This is a genomic window from Aquabacterium sp. OR-4, assembly GCF_025290835.2.
GTDB lineage: Bacteria > Pseudomonadota > Gammaproteobacteria > Burkholderiales > Burkholderiaceae_C > Pseudaquabacterium.
Genome location: NZ_JAOCQD020000001.1, coordinates 1,421,678 through 1,439,350, shown reverse-complemented (window position 1 = coordinate 1,439,350; position 17,673 = coordinate 1,421,678). Strand labels below are relative to the sequence as shown.

The window sequence follows — 17,673 nt, the reverse complement described above, 5'->3', positions numbered from 1 at the left end:
AAGTACTCTAAATCATGCTGAAGTCGTTGCGTCGCCTGTTGTCCCGAGGGGGCCAGAGCCCGGCCGCCGGCGTGTTCGAGTCCTGGGCCACCGAGCGCGGACATGCCTTCCGGCGGGTGCGCGATGCCGAGGGCTGCGTCATCGAAGGCCGGCTGGGCACCCAGCCCTGGCGCATCGAATGGGGCGAGCCGCAGCGCAACTACATCGCCGGGCACGAGCTGCGGCTGATGGCCGAGTTCAACCTGCCCAAGGAACTGCAGGTGCTGGTGCTCAACCGGCAGCTGATGGAAACCATGGAAAAGGCGGTGTACGAGCAGTATGTGGACGATGTGCAGACCCGCATCGACACCGAGACGCCATCCGAGATGCGCTGGCTGGTGATGTACCAGAAGCAGCCGGCGGCCGACCTGGGCCGTCTGCGCGATCGCTACGGCGCGGTGTCGAGCGTGCTGCCCTGGACCCAGCAGTGGCTGGCCTCGCCGTTGAGCGACGCGCTGGCGGCGTCGATCGATGCGGTGGCCGAGGATCACCCGGTCACGCTGACCATCGGCCGCGGCCGGCTCACGCTGCGCACGGCGATGGACGAGCCCGACGCCCAGCGCCTGGCGCAGTGGGTGTCGGTGTTCGAGCATGCGCTGCGCGAGGCGCGACGCCTGGGCGACGAGTGGCGCGACGCGGCCGGCGCCGGCCAGACCACCCAGCCCAGCCTGTGGGAGCACATCGGCCCCACCGATCCCGACGACACCACCCAGCGCCTGCCGCCGCGGGGATGAGGCACCCGGCCCCGCGGGTACGCGGGACCACCCGCCGGGCGGGTTGGCGGGCCGGCTTGGGAGCGGCCGGGCGCTCGGCCCGCTGAGGAGGCTGCCCCCGGCAGCCCAGAAGTCATCGTTGCGTGTGCCGCCCCAACTCGATCTTGGCGATGGCGTTGCGGTGCACCTCATCGGGGCCGTCGGCAAGGCGCAGCGTGCGGGCCTGGGCATAGAAGAAGGCCAGCGGCACGTCGTCGCTGACGCCGGCGCCGCCGTAGACCTGCATGGCCCAGTCGATGACCTTCAGCGCCATGTTGGGCGCCACCACCTTGATCATCGCGATCTCGGCCTTGGCCGCCTTGTTGCCGGCCACATCCATCATCCAGGCGGCCTTCAGGGTGAGCAGGCGGGCCTGCTCGATCAGGCAGCGGGCCTCGGCGATGCGCTCCTGCGTCACCGTCTGCTGGGCGATGGTCTTGCCGAAGGCCACGCGCGCCACGGCGCGCTGGCACATCAGGCCCAGCGCACGCTCGGCCAGGCCGATCAGGCGCATGCAGTGGTGGATGCGGCCCGGGCCCAGGCGGCCCTGGGCGATCTCGAAGCCGCGGCCCTCACCGAGCAGGATGTTGCTGGCCGGCACGCGCACGTTGCTGAACTCGACCTCGCTGTGGCCGTGTGGCGCGTCGTCGTAGCCGAACACCGGCACCTGGCGCAGCACGGTGACGCCTGGCGTGTCCATGGGCACCAGGATCATCGACTGCTGCGCGTGGCGCGGCGCGTCGGGATCGGTCTTGCCCATGAAGATCAGGATCTTGCAGCGTGGGTCGCCGCCGCCCGAGGTCCACCACTTGCGGCCGTTGATGAGGTACTCGTCGCCCGCACTGCCGCGAACACGTTCGATGCGCGCCTCGATGTTGGTGGCGTCGCTCGAGGCCACGGCCGGCTCGGTCATCGCGAAGCCCGAGCGGATCTCGCCGGCCAGCAGCGGCGCCAGCCACTGCGCTTGCTGCGCCGCGCTGCCGTAGCGGGCCAGCACCTCCATGTTGCCGGTGTCGGGCGCCGAGCAGTTGAACACCTCGCTGGACCACAGCACGCGGCCCATCAGCTCGGCCTGCGGGGCGTACTCGAGGTTGCTGAGGCCGGCGCCGCCATGGCCTGAATCGGGCGGCAGGAACAGGTTCCACAAGCCGGCGGCGCGCGCCTTGGGCTTGAGCGCCTCGATCACCTGCAGCGGGCTCCAGCGCTTGCCGGCGGCGGTGTTGGCGGCCAGCTCTTCGGCGTAGCGGGCCTCAGCCGGGAAGATGTGCTCGTCCATGAAGGCTTGCACACGTTCTCGGTACTGTTGGGTCTTGGCGGAGTAGGCGAAGTCCATGGTGGATCTTTGGTTTGGGTCAGGCAGGCTCAGCGTGGCGCGACAAAGCCCCAGGCCATCTCGGCCAGTGCCCGGGTGGCCGAGCCGGTGGCGCGCGCCTGGGCGCTCGAGGCCGTGCCGTCAAGCACGCGCTTGGCAATGCCCTGGGTGATGGCGGCCAGGCGGAAGCCGTTGTAGGCGAGGTAGAAGCTCCAGTCGGCCAGCAGCGCATCGGCGGCGTCGGTGCCGCTGCCACGGCCGGTGCGCTCGCAGTAGCGGCGGATGTAGTCGCGCTCGCCGGGAATACCCAGGGCCGCCAGATCCAGCCCGCCGATGCCGCGGAAGGTGCCCGGCGTGATGTGCCAGCTCATGCAGTGGTAGCTGAAGTCGGCCAGCGGATGGCCCAGCGTGCACAGCTCCCAGTCCAGCACGGCCACGATGCGCGGCTCGGTGGGGTGAAAGATCACGTTGTCGAGCCGGTAGTCGCCGTGCACGATGCTGACCTGGCTTTCATCGCAGGCGCTGTCGGGCATGTGCTCGGGCAGCCAGGCCATCAGCCGGTCCATGGCCTCGATGGGTTCGGTGATCGAGGCCTGGTACTGCTTGCTCCAGCGGCCGATCTGGCGGGCAAAGTAGTTGCCGGGCTTGCCGAAGTCGGCCAGGCCCACCGCCTTGGGGTCCACGCCGTGCAGCGTGGCCAGCACGCGGTTCAGTTCGTCGTAGATGGCACCGCGCTCGGCCGGCGCCATGCCGGGCAGATCCTGGGCCCACAGCACGCGACCTTCCACGCACTCCATCACGTAGAAGGCGCGTCCGATCACGGCCTCGTCCTCGCACAGCACATGCATGCGCGCCACCGGCACGCCCGACAGCGCCAGCGCGTTCATCACCCGGTATTCGCGCTCGATGGCGTGGGCCGACGGCAGCAGCTTGGCCAGTGGCCCGGGCTTGCTGCGCATCACGTAGGCGCGCTCGGGCGTGATCAGCTTGTAGGTGGGATTGGACTGGCCGCCCTTGAACTGCTCGACCGTCAGCGGCCCGGCAAAGCCGCTCATGTTGGCCGTCAGCCAGCGCTCGAGTGCGGCCAGGTCGAAGGCGTGCGAAGCCAGCACCGGCTGGGTGCCGATGTTCACGCTGTGGTCCATCGGGAAGTCTCCTGTGCCCGTGGACCGGGCGTCTTGGTGTCGAATGAATGGGCCGTCGCGGCCTGCTTGCCTAGCGTTCGGCGATGGTCAGCAGCTTGTCGCGCGACAGCACCACCAGACGGGTGGGTTCCACGCGCACCGCACCCTCGCGCTCGAAGCCCTTGAGCTCTTGATTGACGCGCTGGCGCGAGGCGCCCAGCAGCTGCGCCAGGTCTTCCTGCGCCAGCTGCAGGCCGATGCGGATCTCTTCGCCCTGCGGGATGCCGTAGCTCTTGGCCAGCAGCAGGATCTGCTTGGCCAGGCGCGCAGCCAGCGGCTTGGTGTTGAGATCCTCGAACTGGTTGAACATCAGGCGCAGGCGCCGGCAGTTCAGGCGCAGCAGCGCGTCGTACAGCTCGGTGTGCTGCGACAGCAGTTCCTTGAAGTCGGCCTTGCGCACGCACAGCAGCGTGGTGTCGCCATGGGCATCGGCATCGTGGGTGCGCGGCAGGCCGTCGAACAGCGCGATGTCGCCGAACCAGGTGCCCGGCTCGCAGTAGGTGAGGGTGACCTGCTTGCCCGACAGGGACACCAGCGACACCCGCACCGCGCCGCGTGCAACGCCGATCCAGTCTTCGGCCGGGCTGCCCCGAGTGGCCAGCGGAGCGCCGTCGCTCAAACGCCGCACATAGGCTCTCGACAGGATGGCATTGCGCAGGGGCTGGGAGAGCTTGGAGAACCACGCACCGCATTCGATGTTCTGTCGCTCTTCGATTGTAAGAACCGGGGTATTCATGGCTTGTCCCAGGCGCGACAACGGCGCCATCATGCAAAGCCTATTGTCTATGCAGCCATGCTGCAGCGCAGCCGTCGCAAACGACGATTCCGCACAGGCCGGATCGTGCGAGCGAGAACGACAGATGGAGACCCCACCCATGCCGACACGCCAGCTCGAGATCCCCAGCCGCCGCCACCAGATGACACCCGAGGAATGGCAAGCCCGCGTCGATCTGGCGGCAGCCTACCGGCTGGTAGCACTGTTCAAGTGGGACGATCTGGTGTTCACCCACATCAGCGTGCGCGTGCCCGGCAGCGAGGACCAGTTCCTGATCAACCCCTACGGCCTGCTGTTCGAGGAGATCACCGCTTCCAGCCTGGTGAAGATCGACCTGCAGGGCAACAAGGTCGAGGAGTCGCCGTTTCAGGTCAACCCGGCCGGCTTCACCATCCACAGCGCCGTGCATGCGGTGCGCCACGACGCCCAGTGCGTGATGCACACGCATTCGCTCAACGGCGTGGCGGTATCGGCGCAACAGGGCGGCGTGCTGCCGATCTCGCAGCAGTCGATCTTCGTGCTGTCCAGCCTGGGGTATCACAGCTACGAAGGCGTGGCCCTGCGCGACGACGAAAAGCCGCGGCTGCAGGCCGACCTGGGCCAGCACAGCTACCTGATGCTGCGCAACCATGGCCTGCTGACCGTGGGCGGCAACGTGGCCGAGGCCTTTCTGGCGATGTACGTGTTCGAGGCCTGCTGCACGATCCAGGTTCGGGCGCAGGCAGGTGGCGGTGCGCTGATCCCGGTGCACCCCGAAATCATCGGCAGCGCCAAACAGCAGTCGGCCCAGGCCACGCGCGGCATGGGCGGCAGCCTGGTGTGGCCCAGCCTGCTGCGTCGGCTCGACCGCCAGATGCCCGGCTACGACCAATGAGCCCGGCGGCTTGAGCAGCCGGCGCGGGCAGGCCGGCCGCGCCGGCGCCATCCGACACGCCGTGCGCAGCTTGCCGGGCAGCCGCCGGGCCTGGCCAGATGACGGGCCGGTGCAGGGCCGGTGCAGCAAGGGGGCTTGGCAGGGCCCCGGGCCAGGGGGCTGTGAAGCGTCTGGCGCGGGCCGGATGGGGCCAACCCGCATGCTAGAGTGCCCGCCATCCGCCGATGGCCCTCCAACCCGCCGCCCGACCCGCAGTACTCCGCATGGCGCGCCGTGTTCACCTTTGCCCTGCGCGTGCCGCATTGCCGCTGTTGCTGCTGTTGCTGCTGGGCCTGTGGCAGGCTGCCCCGGCAGGCGCCCAAGCCGTGCCGGCACTGAGCGCCGCCAGCGCGCCGGTGGCGCCACTGGCGCCGCTGCCCGGGGTGCCGGCCGCCCCCGCCATCACTGCACCCGCGAGCATCACCACGCCGGCGGCTGACAGCGGCGCCGATCTGGCACAACTGCGCACCGAGGTGCGCCAGCAACAGGAGCTGGTGCAGCTGATGCGCCACCGCCTGGCCAATGCCGACACCGCCAGCACCTGGCTGCCATGGGTGGGCCTGGGCCTGGTGTTCAGTCTGGCGCTGGCCGGCTGGCTGGGCCTGCGGCTGCTGCAGCTGCAGCGTGACGGCGCTGGCAGCCAGGCCAGCCGGCGTGAGAGCCGGCCGCCCGACTCGGCATCGCCCTTTGTGGCGCCACCGGTACGCCGGCCGGGCGCCGAAGCCGGCGCTGACCGCGATGCCCGCAGCGACGCCATCAACGCCTTGTTTGCCGATGCCGACGCGGCTGGCCGGGCCTCGGCAGCCGGCTCGCCCACCACCACGGCCGGTGCGATGGCCGCCTACCAGCCTGAGCCCAGCACGCTGACCCGGCCGGCGGTGTCGGTGCCGCGCCCGCCGCCCGATCCGCCATCGCTGTCGGGTGACCTGTCGCTCACCGGTCAGCTGCCCCGCGAGGTCAGCGTGGAAGAGCTGCTCGATCTGGAGCAGCAGGTCGACTTCTTCATGGTGCTGGGGCAGGAGGAATCGGCGGTTGATCTGCTGGTCAGCCACATCCGCGGCACCGGTGGCACGAATGCCTTGCCCTACCTGAAGCTGCTCGAGGTTTACCGCCTGCAAGGCCGTGCCGATGCCTACGAGCGCACGCGCAGCCGCTTCAACCTGCGCTTCAACGCCTATGCGCCCGAATGGTCGGCCGAGCCCGATGCCGGCCGCCTGCTCGAGGACTACCCCGGCGTGATCGAGCGTCTGCAGCGCCTGTGGTCGAACCCGCTGGATGCGATGGCCGACCTCGAATCGATGCTGTTCCGGCGCGACCAGGGTGAGCTGTTCGACCTGCCGGCCTACCGCGAGGTGCTGCTGCTGTACGCGCTGGCGCGCGATCTGCATGAGCAGCAGCCCGTGTCGGGCACGCCGGTGGATGTGCTGCTGCCGCTGGACGACGAGCAGCAGGAGACCACATCGCCACGGCCGCACCTGGGCCTGTTCTCCGACGAGGCCCTGGGTGGGCGCACCGCCGAGTGGGCGCGCAGCAACGAGCGCGGCGGCAGCCAGCGCCTGGCCGAACGGCAGGCCGAGCGGGCCCAGGATCGCCCGCTCGAGCGGCCGCACGACCGCACGATGGCGATGCGCACCCCCGATCTGCCACCGCCGCGCATCGATCTCGACATGGCGCTCGACATCGACCTGAGCGAGTTCTCGCCGCCGCCGCGCGAGTTCACGCAGCCGGCGGCGTTCAACGACGTGGACCCGCGCAGCTCGGACTTCGCCGATTTCGACGATCCGCCGCAACTGCCCACCACACCCACCGTGCCCACCCGGCGCGGCTGAGCGCCGCGTGCCGGCGGGCCAGCGCGCCAGCCAGGTTCAGATGCGGGCCAGCCGCGCCAGCGCGGCGTTCAGCGTGTCGTCGCGCTTGGCATAACAAAAGCGCACCAGGCCCTGGTTGCGGCCGTCGCCGTAGAAGGCCGACAAGGGGATGGCCGCCACGCCGATCTCGGTGGTGAGCCAGCGGCAGAACTCGGCCTCGGGCAGCGCGCTGATGGCGCTGTAGTCGACCACCTGGAAGTAGCTGCCCTCGCTGGGCAGCAGCCTGAAGCGGGTGCCGGCCAGGCCGGCGCGGAACAGGTCGCGCTTGGCGCCGTAGAAGGCCGGCAGTTCGAGGCAGGGCCTGGGGTCGGCCATGTAGCGGGCCAGGCCGTGCTGCATCGGCGTGTTGACCGTGAACACATTGAACTGGTGCACCTTGCGAAACTCGGCCATCAAGGGCGCCGGGGCGGCCACGGTGCCCACCTTCCAGCCGGTGACGTGGTAGGTCTTGCCGAAGCTCGAGATCACGAAGCTGCGCGCCGCCAGCGCCGGGATGCGCGAGGCGCTGGCATGCGGCTCGCCGTCGTAGACCATGTGCTCGTAGACCTCGTCGCTGATCAGCAGCACCTCGGTGGGGGCCAGGATCTCGGCCAGACGCTGCATGTCGGCCTGGCGCCAGATGCTGGCGCTGGGGTTGTGCGGCGAGTTGACGATGATGGCCCGCGTGCGCGGCGTGATGGCCGCGGCGATGGCGTCGAAATCGGGCCTGAAGCTGCCAGCCTGCAAGGCCACCCGCACCACCACGCCACCGGCCAGCTCGATGTTGGGCACATAGCTGTCGTAGTTGGGCTCCAGCACGATGACCTCGTCACCCGGCCCGACGATGGCCAGGATGGCCGTCAGGATGGCCTGGGTGGCGCCGGCGGTGACCGTGATCTCGCTGGCCGCGTCGTAGCGGTGGCCGTACAGCGCCTCAATCTTGGCCGCCATGGCCTCGCGCAGCGGCGCCACGCCGGCCATTGGCGGGTACTGGTTCAGGCCCTCGGCCATGGCCTGCTGCACGCAGCCCAGCAGCGCGGGGTCGCAGTCGAAATCCGGAAAACCCTGGCCCAGGTTGACCGCGCCATGCTCGGCCGCCAGCGCCGACATCACGGTGAAGATGGTGGTGCCCACCTGGGGCAGGCGGCTGGGCGGCTGGGGGGTGTGCAGACGCACTGGCAAAGGGGTGGGCAGGGGGGCGGCAGCGGTCATGGCAGGCGGGGCTGGGGTGGGGCAGGGCTCAGAGCTGGTAGTCGGCGGCGGCCTCGCCGCCCGGGCGCTCGGCCATCGCGCGTTCGATCATCGAGCGGCTCAGGCGCTCGGACAGCAGGGCCGCAAAGGCAAAGACGAAGTGGCGCAGGTAGGCGCCGCGCTTGAAGGCCACGCGCGAGGTGTTGGTGCCGAACAGGTGGCCTGCCGGATGCACCACCAGGCCGGCGCTGGCATCGGCCGAATCGCTGCGCACGGCCATCTCGGCCACCACGCCCACGCCCATGCCCAGCTTCACGTAGGTCTTGATCACGTCGGCGTCGATGGCTTCGAGCGCGATGTTGGGCTTGAGCCGGGCGCGGGCAAAGGCGGTGTCGATGCGTGTGCGGCCGCTGAAGGTGGGGTGGTAGGTGACCAGCGGCTCGGCGGCCAGCTGCTCCAGCGTGGGCCGCTCCACGCCAGCCAGCCTGTGGTCGGCCGGCACCACGATCACGTGCTGCCAGTCGTAGCAGGGCAGGGTCACGATGTTGGGATGCTCGGCCAGCGCCTCGGTGGCCAGGCCGATCTCGGCCACGTCGTCGATCAGCATGCGCGCCACATCGGCGGGCGTGCCCTGGTGCATCTGCACCTGAACTTTCGGAAACTGCCGCCGCAGCTGCGCCACCGGTTCGGGCAGCACATAGCGCGCCTGCGAGTGGGTGGTGGCGATCGACAGCGTGCCGGCGTCCTGCTTGCTGAACTCGTCGCCGATGCGGCGCAGATTGGCCACCTCGCGCATGATGATCTCGATCGACTGCAGCACCAGCTGGCCCGGCTCGGTGACACGCTTGAGCCGCTTGCCGTGGCGCGCGAAGATGTCCACGCCCAGCTCCTCCTCGAGCTCGAGAATGGCCTTGCTGATGCCAGGCTGCGAGGTGTAGAGCGCCTTCGCTGTCTCGGTGAGGTTGAGGTTGCGGCGCACCGCCTCCTGCACGAAGCGGAACTGGTGCAGGTTCATCGCAGCACGATTTCCGGCAGCGCCTGCGCATCCAGGGCCACGGCGGCCATGGCCTGCACCACGGCATCGGCCTCGCCCACGGCGCGGCGCAGCTGCCACTGCACCTCGGGATGCTCGGCCTGCAGCTGGCTCACCAGGGCCGGCAGGTCCTTGCGCACATGGCCGCCGGCGCCCAGGAACAGCGGCACGATCTGCACCGTGCGGCAGCCCGCCGCCGCCAGCTGTGCGCCCGCAGCCAGCAGGCCCGGCTGCATGAACTCGAGAAAGGCCAGCGCCACGCGGCTGGTGGTGGCCGCCTGGCCGTCGGCGGCCGGCGCCTCGCCGCGTGCCGCGCGGCACTGCCGCGCCACGGCCTCGAAGGGGCGCGCCCACAGGGGATCGCGCGCGCCATGGGCAAACAGCAGCAGGCCGCCAGCGGCAGAAACGTCGGTGTTCATCGGTACCTCACCAGCCATGCAAAGGCCGCCATCGAAAGCAACAGGTAGAGCAGGCTGGGCGTGGCCGCCACCAGCCAGGGGGTCCAGTGGCGCAGCATGCCCAGGTGACCGGCGGCGTTGTTCAGCAGCACGAAGCTGATGCCCAGCATGATGCCGCCGAACACCTTGAAGCTCACGCCGCCGGCGCGGGCATGCAGGTAGGCAAAGGGCAGGGCCAGTGCCACCATCACCACGCAGGCCAGTGGGTACAGCGCCTTTTTCCAGAACTGGATCTCGTGGCGCTGCGCGTCCTGCGACTGGTCGGCCAGGTGCCGGGTGTAGCGCCACAGGTCGAGCGTGGACATGGTCTGCACCGGCAGCAGCGCGGCGGTCACCACGGTGGCCTGCAGGCCGCTGGGCCAATCAAGTGCGGCATGGCGCCGGCTTTGCACCGTGCTGCCGCGGCCGGCGGCCTCGGGCGTGGGCCAGTCGGTGCGCTCGGCCTGGCGCAGCTGCCAAAGGCCCTGGTGCACCGTGGCCTCGGCGGCCTCGGTGCGGCTGCGCAGGCGGCCCTGGTCATCGAACTCGAAGATGCGCACGCCGCGCAGCTCGCCCAGGCCGGCCACCGCCTGCACATTGACCGACACCGCGCGCTCGCCCTCGGGCGTGGCCCGTCGCTCTTTCAGCCAGGCGCCGGTGCGGCCCAGGCTCACCGCACGGGCGCCGGCCTTCAGGGCCACCGCCTGGCGCTCGGTGTGCGGGGCCAGGTAGTCGCCGACGCCAAAGGTCAGCAGCGCAAAGGCCACGCCGGGCACGGCCAGCAGGCGCAGTGCGCGCACCGGGCCCAAGCCGGCGGTACGCAGGATGGTGAATTCTGATGACTGCGCCAGCCGGGCCATGGCGTAGATCGTGCCGATCAGCACCGCGATCGGAAACAGCTCGTAGAAGTGCCCTGGCACCTGCAGCAGCGTGCGCAGCGCGGCCACCCCCAGCGAGTAGCCGTTGCGGCCCACGTCCTCGATCTCGTCGACGAAGTCGATGAAGAAGAACAGGCTCAGAAAGGCCACCGCCACGAACACCACCGACCAGCCGATGTCGCGGTACAGCAGGCGCCGCACGGTCTTCATGCGCAGGCTCCAGTGGCCCGGCCGCTGCCGCCGCGCGAGAAGCGGGCGCGCCACACCGTGGCATGGTCGCGCCACCAGATCAGCGACAGCGCCAGCGCGAACACGCCGCCGTGGATCAGGGCCAGCGCCGTGCCCATGCCCAGGCGGCCGCTGGCCACCCACGATTGCGACAGGTTGATCAGGTTGAAATAGGCCACGAAGCTCAGCAGTGCGAACAGCAGGTTCCAGTTGGAGGCCCGGCGCGGCTGCGTGGCCGCCAAGCCGATGCCCAGCAGCAGCAGATTGGCGGCCGCCAGCAACAGGCCGAAGCGCCAGGCCAGCTCGCCCTGGTTGCGCGGTGTCGGGTTGCGCAGCAGGCTCAGGGTGGTGGTGGCCTTGGGCGGCCGCTCGGCGGCACTGCGCGCGGCGGCGTCGCTCACCACCACCCGGTAACGCTCGAAGCTGGACAGCGTGCGCACGCCGCTGGCGCTGTCGGTGTCGTTGCGCTGGCCTTCGTCGAGCTGCAGCATGCGCTGCGGGCCCACATCCACCAGGCGGCCGCGGTGCGCCGAGGTCACCGATTCCAGGGTGTCGCGGCGGGCCAGCACGAAGACGTTCTGGCCCTCCACGCCGGCCGCGCCGTCGGGGCTGGCGCGGTCGATGAAAAACACCCGGCTGCCATCGCGCGAGCTCTGGAACACGCCGGGCGTCACCCGCGACAGATCGGAGCGCTGCTCGTAGCGCCCGCGCAGCTCGGTGCCGGCCTGGTTGCCCCAGGGCCACACGAACAGCAGCAGCAGGCCCACCGCCAGCAGCACCGGCCAGGCCATGCGCAGCACCGGCCGCACAAAGCGGCCCAGGCCCACGCCACTGGCAAACCAGATCACCATCTCGCTGTCGCGGTACATGCGCCCGAGCGTCACCACCACCGCGATGAACATCGACAGCGACAGCATCGTCGGCAGGTGGCCCAGTGCGTAGTAGCCCAGCACCAGCACCACATCCTCGGGCGCGACGTTGCCGCCGGCCGCCATGCCCAGCGTGCGGATCAGCATCATGGTGATGACGATGGTCAGGATCACCACCAGGGTGGCCCCGAAGCTTCTTGCCAGTTCACGACGAACAGTCGAATCGAATAACATCTTTGGCTCTTCTAACCCGAGCGAATTATGGATTGCAGATCTCTCGTGATCGCGCCCGAGGCCACAAGCCGTCTGAGCGCAGATGCTGTTCTGCTGTTGGTGGTGGGCGAATCGCTGCCGCCGGCGGTGGATGCCGTGATCGGCCAGGCCGTGGCCGAGGCGCAGGCCCAGGGCGATCTGGTGCTCAAGCCCGGCAAGCAGGCCTACCTGGGCCGCGTGCCCGGCCTGAAGGCGCCGCGCCTGGCCGTGGTGGTGGCCAAGGATGGCAGCCCCAAGGCGCTCAAGGCGGCCGCGGTCAGCGGCCTGGCGCTGCTCAAGGGCCTGGCGATCAAGCACCTGGCGGTGCAGATCGCTGGTGCGGGCGAGGCCACTGCGGCGCAGGCCGAGGCCCTGGTGCAGGCGGTCACCGACGCGGTCTACCTGTACCGCGCCACCAAGCCCAGCGCGCCGGCCGCGCCGGTGCTGGCCAAGCTCACGCTGCTGGTGGGCAGCAAGGCCGAGGCGGCCACGGCCACCATCGGCCTGGTGCGCGGCCTGGCCATTGCCGAGGGCGTGACCCTGGCGCGTGAGCTGGCCAACCTGCCCGGCAACCACTGCACGCCCAGCGTGCTGGCGGCGCAGGCGCGCAAGCTCGGCCGCAGCCACGGCCTGCGCGTGGAGGTGCTCGAGCGCCGGCACTGCGAGGCGCTGGGCATGGGCAGCTTCCTGTCGGTGGCGCAAGGCTCGGCCGAGCCGCCCAAGTTCATCGTCATGCACTACCAGGGCGCGGCCAAGACCCAGGCGCCGCTGGTGCTGGTGGGCAAGGGCATCACCTTCGACACTGGCGGCATTTCGCTCAAGACCGCCGGCGAGATGGACGAGATGAAGTTCGACATGGGTGGCGCGGCCAGCGTGTTCGGCACGCTGCGCGCCATTGCCGAGCTCAAGCCCAAGCTCAACCTGGTGGCCGTGGTGCCGGCCACCGAGAACATGCCGGGCGGCCGCGCGGTGAAGCCGGGCGACGTGGTCAAGAGCCTGTCGGGCCAGACCATCGAGATCCTCAACACCGACGCCGAGGGCCGGCTGATCCTGTGCGATGCGCTGACCTATGCCGAGCGCTTCAAGCCCGCGGCCGTGGTGGACATCGCCACGCTCACCGGCGCCTGCATGATCGCGCTGGGCGGTGTGCGCTCGGGTCTGTTCAGCCCCGACGACGAGCTGGCCGCGGCCCTGCTGGCCGCCGGCGAGAGCGCGCTCGACCCCTGCTGGCGCATGCCCACCGACGACGAGTACGACGAGGCGCTGAAGAGCAACTTTGCCGACATGGCCAATGTGGGGCCGCGCGCAGGTGGTGCCATCACGGCGGCCAAGTTCCTGCAGCGCTTCACGGCCAAGCTGCGCTGGGCCCACCTCGACATCGCCGGCACCGCCTGGAAGTCGGGTGCGGCCAAGGGCGGCACCGGCCGCCCGGTGGCCTTGCTGACCCACTGGCTGCTGGCGCAGGCCAAGTGACGCCGGCGCCGGGCGGGATGCGCTGCGCATGACGCTGGAGGTCGACTTCCACACCGGTGTGGCCGACAAGCTCGGCTACACCTGCCGCCTGCTGCGCAAGGCCTGGCGCTCGGGCAAGCAGGTGGTGGTCACCGGGCCGCCGGCTGCGCTGAACCGGCTCGACCAGCTGCTCTGGACTTTCGAGCCCGGCGAGTTCATCCCGCACGCGCGGCTGCGCGCCGGCCAGGCCATCGAGCCGCGGCTGGCCCGCACACCGATCTGGCTGGCCGAGTCGCCGGCCGATGCCGGCCCGCGCGACGTGCTGGTGAACCTGGGCCCGCAGGCCCTGGCCACCGCAGCCACGGGCAGCGCCAGCTGTCCGCGCGTGATCGAGATCGTGGCCGACGAGCCCGACGAGGCCGAGGCCGGGCGCGAACGCTGGCGCCAGTACAAGGCCGCCGGCCTGAACCCACGCAACCACAGCCAGCGGCCCGCCCCGGCGGCCTGAGGCCCCAAGGCACCGGGCCAACGCACTGGGCCAAGGCACCGCGCCAAGGCCTGGGCATGCGGCTTGCGTGCCCTTGGCGGCTGGGTGCCGGTTGACTAGGGGCAAGCCCCGATGCGGGGCATCCGGGAGGGCCCTGTCAACAGGTGTATCGTTCCGCCCGTTGAGAAAACACACCTGTCTCGCAGGTGACCTCATCCTTCTTCCATCCGGAGGTTTTTGAATGCAACACAAGCTCAATCTGATCGTCGCTGCTGCCGCCACGGTGTTGGCTGGCACCGCCATGGCCCAAGACATGGTCGTCAAGATCGGTCACGTCGGTCCGGTGTCGGGTGCGCAGGCGCACTATGGCAAGGACAACGAGAACGGCGCCCGCATGGCCGTCGAGGAACTCAACGCCAAGGGCGTGACGATCGGTGGCAAGAAGGTCAAGCTCGAGCTCGTGGCCGAAGACGATGCCGCTGACCCGAAGCAGGGCACGGCCGCCGCGCAGAAGCTGTGCGATGCCAAGGTCAACGGCGTGGTCGGTCACCTGAACTCGGGCACCACGATCCCGGCTTCGACGGTGTACAACCAGTGCGGCATCCCCCACGTGACGCCCTCGGCCACCAACCCCAAGCTCACGCAGCAGGGCTACAAGACCACCTTCCGCCTGCTGGCCAATGACAACGCGCTGGGCGCCGGCCTGGCCCTTCACGCGGCCAACAACCTGAAGCTGAAGAAGGTTGCGATCATCGACGACCGCACCGCCTACGGCCAGGGCGTGGCCGAGGTGTTCAAGAAGACCGCGCTGGCCCGTGGCATCCAGGTGGTGGACGAGCAGTTCACCAACGACAAGGCCACCGACTTCATGGCCATCCTCACCGCCATCAAGAGCAAGGCGCCCGACGCCGTGTTCTACGGCGGCATGGACCCGCAGGCCGGCCCGATGCTGCGCCAGATGGACCAGCTGGGCATGAGCAACGTCAAGATGTTCGGCGGCGACGGCATCTGCACGGCCAAGCTGGCCGAGCTGTCGGGTGGTGCCAAGGCCCTGGGTGGCGTGATCTGCGCCGAAGGCGGCGCCTCGCTCGACAAGATGCCCGGCGGCAAGGCCTGGATGGCCAAGTACGAAGCCAAGTACCCGAAGCAGTTCCAGGTGTACTCGCCCTACACCTACGACGCGGTGCATGTGCTGGTCGACGCCATGGTGCGCGCCGGCTCGGCCGACCCCAAGGTCTACACCGCCAAGCTGTTCGAGAGCAACTACCAGGGCGTGACCACCAAGGTCGGCTTCGAGCCCGATGGCGAGCTGAAGAACCCCGCCATGACCCTGTACGTCTACAAGGACGGCAAGAAGGTCCCGCTGAACTGATCCACGGTTCAGGCCACGATAAAAAAAAGGGCGCCGCGAGGCGCCCTTTTTTCGTGTCCGTTGGGGCGTCAGGTGCCCGGCGCCACCTGCCAGATGCGGCGGGCGTATTCGCCGATGGCGCGGTCGGCCGAGAAGCTGCCCATGGCGGCCACGTTGGCAATGGCCTTGCGGGCCCAGGCTTGGGGGTCGCGGTACAGCGCATCCACCTGCAGTTGGGTGGCCAGGTAGTCTTCGTAGTCGGCCAGCAGCAGGTAGTGGTCGCCGCCCCACAGCAGCGCGTCCACAAGGCCGCGGTAGCGGCCGGGCTCGTCGGGGCTGAAGGCACCCGAGGCGATGGCATCGAGCACGGCCTTGAGCTGGGGCAGGCTCTCGTACAGGCGCATCGGCTGATAACCCGCTGCGCGGATGGCCGTGACCTCGCTGGCGCGGCGGCCGAAGATGAAGATGTTGTCGTCGCCCACGGCCTGGCGGATCTCGATGTTGGCACCGTCGTCGGTGCCGATGGTCAGCGCGCCGTTCAGGGCCAGCTTCATGTTGCCGGTGCCCGAGGCCTCGGTGCCGGCGGTGCTGATCTGCTGCGACAGGTCGGCGCCGGGCATGATCACCTCGGCCAGCGAGACGCCGTAGTTCGGCACGAACACCAGCTTGAGCCGGTCGCCGATGCGCGCGTCGTGGTTGACCACGCGGCCCACGTCGTGGATCAGCCGGATGATCTGCTTGGCCATGGCATAGCCCGAGGCCGCCTTGCCGGCAAAGATCACCGTGCGCGGCTGCCAGCCCTGGCCATCGGGGCCTTGCGGCTGGGCCAGGATGGCGCGGTAGCGGGTCACCACATGCAGCAGGTTGAGCAGCTGGCGCTTGTATTCGTGGAAGCGCTTGACCTGCACATCGAACAGGCTGTCGGGGTCCACCGCGGTGCCGGTGCTGTTGGCGATCAGCCGCGCCAGGCGGCGCTTGTTGGCCTGCTTGGCGGCCATGAACTCGGCGCGGAACGTGGCCTCGTCGGCCAGCGGCCCGAGCTGCGCGAGCTGCGCCAGGTCGCGCCGCCAGCCGGTGCCGATGCGCTGGTCGATCAGGGCCGACAGCGGCCGGTTGGCCTGGGCCAGCCAGCGCCGCGGCGTGACGCCGTTGGTGACGTTGCCGAAGCGCTCGGGCCACAGCAGCGCAAAGTCGGCAAAGATCGTCTGCACCAGCAGCTTCGAGTGCAGGGCCGAGACGCCATTGACCTGGTGGCTGCCGGCCACCGCCAGGTGCGCCATGCGCACGCGGCGCTCGCCGCTCTCGTCGATCAGCGACAAGCGGCGCATGAAGTCGAGATCGCCCGGCCGTGCCGCCTGGGCCTCGACCATCAGCTCGTGGTTGATGCGGAAGATGATCTCCAGGTGCCGCGGCAGAACCTGCTGAAACAGGCTCACCGGCCAGGTCTCCAGCGCCTCGGGCATCAGCGTGTGGTTGGTGTAGCTGAACACGCGCTGGGTGATGCGCCAGGCCGGCGTCCAGGCAAAGCCGTGTTCGTCGACCAGCAGGCGCAGCAACTCGGCCACGCCGATGGCCGGGTGCGTGTCGTTCAGGTGGATGGCCACCTTGTCGGCCAGGTTGGTGAGCCGGCCATGCTCGGCCAGGTGGCGGGCCAGCACGTCCTGGATCGAGGCCGAGGTGAAGAAGTACTCCTGCTTCAGCCGCAGCTCGCGGCCGGCCGGCGTGCTGTCATTGGGGTACAGCACCCACGAGATGTTCTCGAAGGCGTTCTTGAACTCGGCCGCGCGCGCATAGTCGCCGCTGTTGAAGGCGTGCAGGTCGATGTGGGCCGGCGCCACTGCCTTCCACAGCCGCAGCGTGCTCACCCGCTCGGTGCCGTAGCCGGGCACCACCATGTCGTAGGCCTTGGCCTGCACCGTGCCGGCATGGCGCCAGATCGGCGGCACGTCGGGCGATTCAGGGTGCTCGACCCAGCCGCCAAAGCGCACCGGGTGCACCACGTCCGGCCGCGGAAACTCCCACGGCGTGCCGTCTTCCAGCCACGGGTCGGGATGCTCGATCTGGCGGCCGCCGGCAATGCTCTGCGCGAACATGCCGAACTCGTAGCGGATGCCATAGCCGAAGGACGGCAGGCCGCGGGTGGCCATGGCGTCGAGAAAGCAGGCCGCCAGCCGGCCCAGCCCGCCATTGCCCAGCGCCGCGTCGCGCTCCTGGCCTTCAATTTCTTCGAGCGTGTGCGCGTGGCCGGCCACGCTGTTGCCGGCGGCGGCGCCGAGCCCCAGCGCATCGAGCGCGTTGCCCAGGCTGCGCCCGATCAGGAACTCCATCGAGAGATAGACCACGCGCCGCGCCTGGGCCGCGCGGTCGGCCGCGTCGCCCTGCACCCAGCGCCGCGACAGCTCGCCCCGCACGGCCTGCGAGACGGCGCCCAGCAGGTCGATCGGGCTGGCCGCGGCGGGGGCCGTGGCCATGGTGTGCAGCAGGTGATGCTCGACCTGGGCGGCCAGGCCGGTGCAGGCCTCGCGGGTGGCGGGCGTGGCGGGGGCGGCGGGCAGGGGTGTGGGCTGGCTCATCGGGCGGGGTGGGGTGGCGCAAGGCCGGGCAGGGCGGCCGGCGCACAGGGCAGGCGTTTCGCATTATTGATGCCACGTCCGGCGCGAAAGCCCGATTTGG

General features: G+C 69.9%; 15 protein-coding genes. 6 read left to right on the top strand and 9 right to left on the bottom strand.

Translation table 11 applies throughout. The annotated features are described in order from the left end of the window. The first annotated feature begins 14 nt into the window (after nucleotides 1-14). A complete protein-coding gene (locus N4G63_RS06125) occupies nucleotides 15-773 on the top strand; it encodes a hypothetical protein (RefSeq protein ID WP_314599471.1) in 759 nt (252 codons plus the stop codon). Nucleotides 774-885: 112 nt separating this feature from the next. Here N4G63_RS06125 and N4G63_RS06120 read toward each other — a convergent pair whose 3' ends face one another. The 3 genes from N4G63_RS06120 to N4G63_RS06110 form a co-directional block, all read right to left on the bottom strand. Then, entirely contained in the window at nucleotides 886-2,124 is a 1,239-nt protein-coding gene (locus N4G63_RS06120) for an acyl-CoA dehydrogenase family protein (RefSeq protein ID WP_314599470.1), read from the bottom strand. Between the two features lie 29 nt (nucleotides 2,125-2,153). After that, entirely contained in the window at nucleotides 2,154-3,248 is a 1,095-nt protein-coding gene (locus N4G63_RS06115) for a phosphotransferase family protein (protein ID WP_314599469.1), read from the bottom strand. Between the two features lie 70 nt (nucleotides 3,249-3,318). Beyond that, nucleotides 3,319-4,023 carry a Crp/Fnr family transcriptional regulator gene (locus N4G63_RS06110; RefSeq protein ID WP_260785600.1) on the bottom strand — a complete coding sequence of 235 codons (705 nt, stop codon included), beginning with the start codon at nucleotides 4,021-4,023 and terminating at the stop codon, nucleotides 3,319-3,321. 139 nt (nucleotides 4,024-4,162) lie between these two features. Here N4G63_RS06110 and N4G63_RS06105 point away from each other — a divergent pair, with 139 nt between their 5' ends. Together N4G63_RS06105 and N4G63_RS06100 are read left to right on the top strand one after the other, a co-directional pair. Beyond that, the gene (locus N4G63_RS06105; protein WP_260785601.1) at nucleotides 4,163-4,936 is read left to right on the top strand and encodes a class II aldolase/adducin family protein; all 774 of its coding nucleotides are present in this window, start codon (nucleotides 4,163-4,165) and stop codon (nucleotides 4,934-4,936) included. Between the two features lie 311 nt (nucleotides 4,937-5,247). Beyond that, nucleotides 5,248-6,804, top strand: coding sequence for a hypothetical protein (locus tag N4G63_RS06100; RefSeq protein WP_314599468.1), 1,557 nt, complete (start codon nucleotides 5,248-5,250; stop codon nucleotides 6,802-6,804). A gap of 36 nt (nucleotides 6,805-6,840) precedes the next feature. Here N4G63_RS06100 and N4G63_RS06095 read toward each other — a convergent pair whose 3' ends face one another. From N4G63_RS06095 to lptF, 5 genes are read right to left on the bottom strand one after another with little or no spacing between them, the layout of a single operon-like run. Then, entirely contained in the window at nucleotides 6,841-8,034 is a 1,194-nt protein-coding gene (locus N4G63_RS06095; RefSeq protein WP_314599467.1) for a pyridoxal phosphate-dependent aminotransferase, read from the bottom strand. A gap of 28 nt (nucleotides 8,035-8,062) precedes the next feature. Continuing rightward, the gene (locus N4G63_RS06090; protein WP_260785604.1) at nucleotides 8,063-9,028 is read right to left on the bottom strand and encodes a CysB family HTH-type transcriptional regulator; all 966 of its coding nucleotides are present in this window, start codon (nucleotides 9,026-9,028) and stop codon (nucleotides 8,063-8,065) included. Continuing rightward, complete coding sequence (locus N4G63_RS06085; protein WP_260785605.1) at nucleotides 9,025-9,465, bottom strand: sirohydrochlorin chelatase; 441 nt, start codon at nucleotides 9,463-9,465, stop codon at nucleotides 9,025-9,027. The genes N4G63_RS06090 and N4G63_RS06085 overlap by 4 nt, the downstream gene beginning before the upstream one ends. Then, entirely contained in the window at nucleotides 9,462-10,571 is a 1,110-nt protein-coding gene (gene lptG, locus N4G63_RS06080; protein ID WP_314599466.1) for an LPS export ABC transporter permease LptG, read from the bottom strand. Before lptG ends, N4G63_RS06085 begins: the two co-directional genes overlap by 4 nt. Beyond that, on the bottom strand, nucleotides 10,568-11,692 hold the full coding sequence (lptF, locus tag N4G63_RS06075) for an LPS export ABC transporter permease LptF (RefSeq protein ID WP_260785606.1): 1,125 nt from the start codon (nucleotides 11,690-11,692) through the stop codon (nucleotides 10,568-10,570). Before lptF ends, lptG begins: the two co-directional genes overlap by 4 nt. 27 nt (nucleotides 11,693-11,719) lie before the next feature. On the opposite strand from lptF, the gene N4G63_RS06070 reads away from it, so the two are divergent. From N4G63_RS06070 to N4G63_RS06060, 3 genes are all read left to right on the top strand, one after another. Further along, nucleotides 11,720-13,183, top strand: coding sequence for a leucyl aminopeptidase (locus N4G63_RS06070; protein WP_260785607.1), 1,464 nt, complete (start codon nucleotides 11,720-11,722; stop codon nucleotides 13,181-13,183). A 28-nt stretch (nucleotides 13,184-13,211) separates the two neighbouring features. Further along, nucleotides 13,212-13,670 carry a DNA polymerase III subunit chi gene (locus tag N4G63_RS06065; protein ID WP_260785608.1) on the top strand — a complete coding sequence of 153 codons (459 nt, stop codon included), beginning with the start codon at nucleotides 13,212-13,214 and terminating at the stop codon, nucleotides 13,668-13,670. Between the two features lie 220 nt (nucleotides 13,671-13,890). Beyond that, a complete protein-coding gene (locus tag N4G63_RS06060; protein ID WP_260785609.1) occupies nucleotides 13,891-15,021 on the top strand; it encodes a branched-chain amino acid ABC transporter substrate-binding protein in 1,131 nt (376 codons plus the stop codon). A gap of 68 nt (nucleotides 15,022-15,089) precedes the next feature. On the opposite strand, the gene N4G63_RS06055 is transcribed toward N4G63_RS06060, so the two are convergent. Then, nucleotides 15,090-17,573 (bottom strand): glycogen/starch/alpha-glucan phosphorylase, encoded by a 2,484-nt coding sequence (locus N4G63_RS06055; protein WP_260785610.1) that lies wholly within the window; start codon nucleotides 17,571-17,573, stop codon nucleotides 15,090-15,092. Between the last annotated feature and the right edge of the window lie 100 nt (nucleotides 17,574-17,673).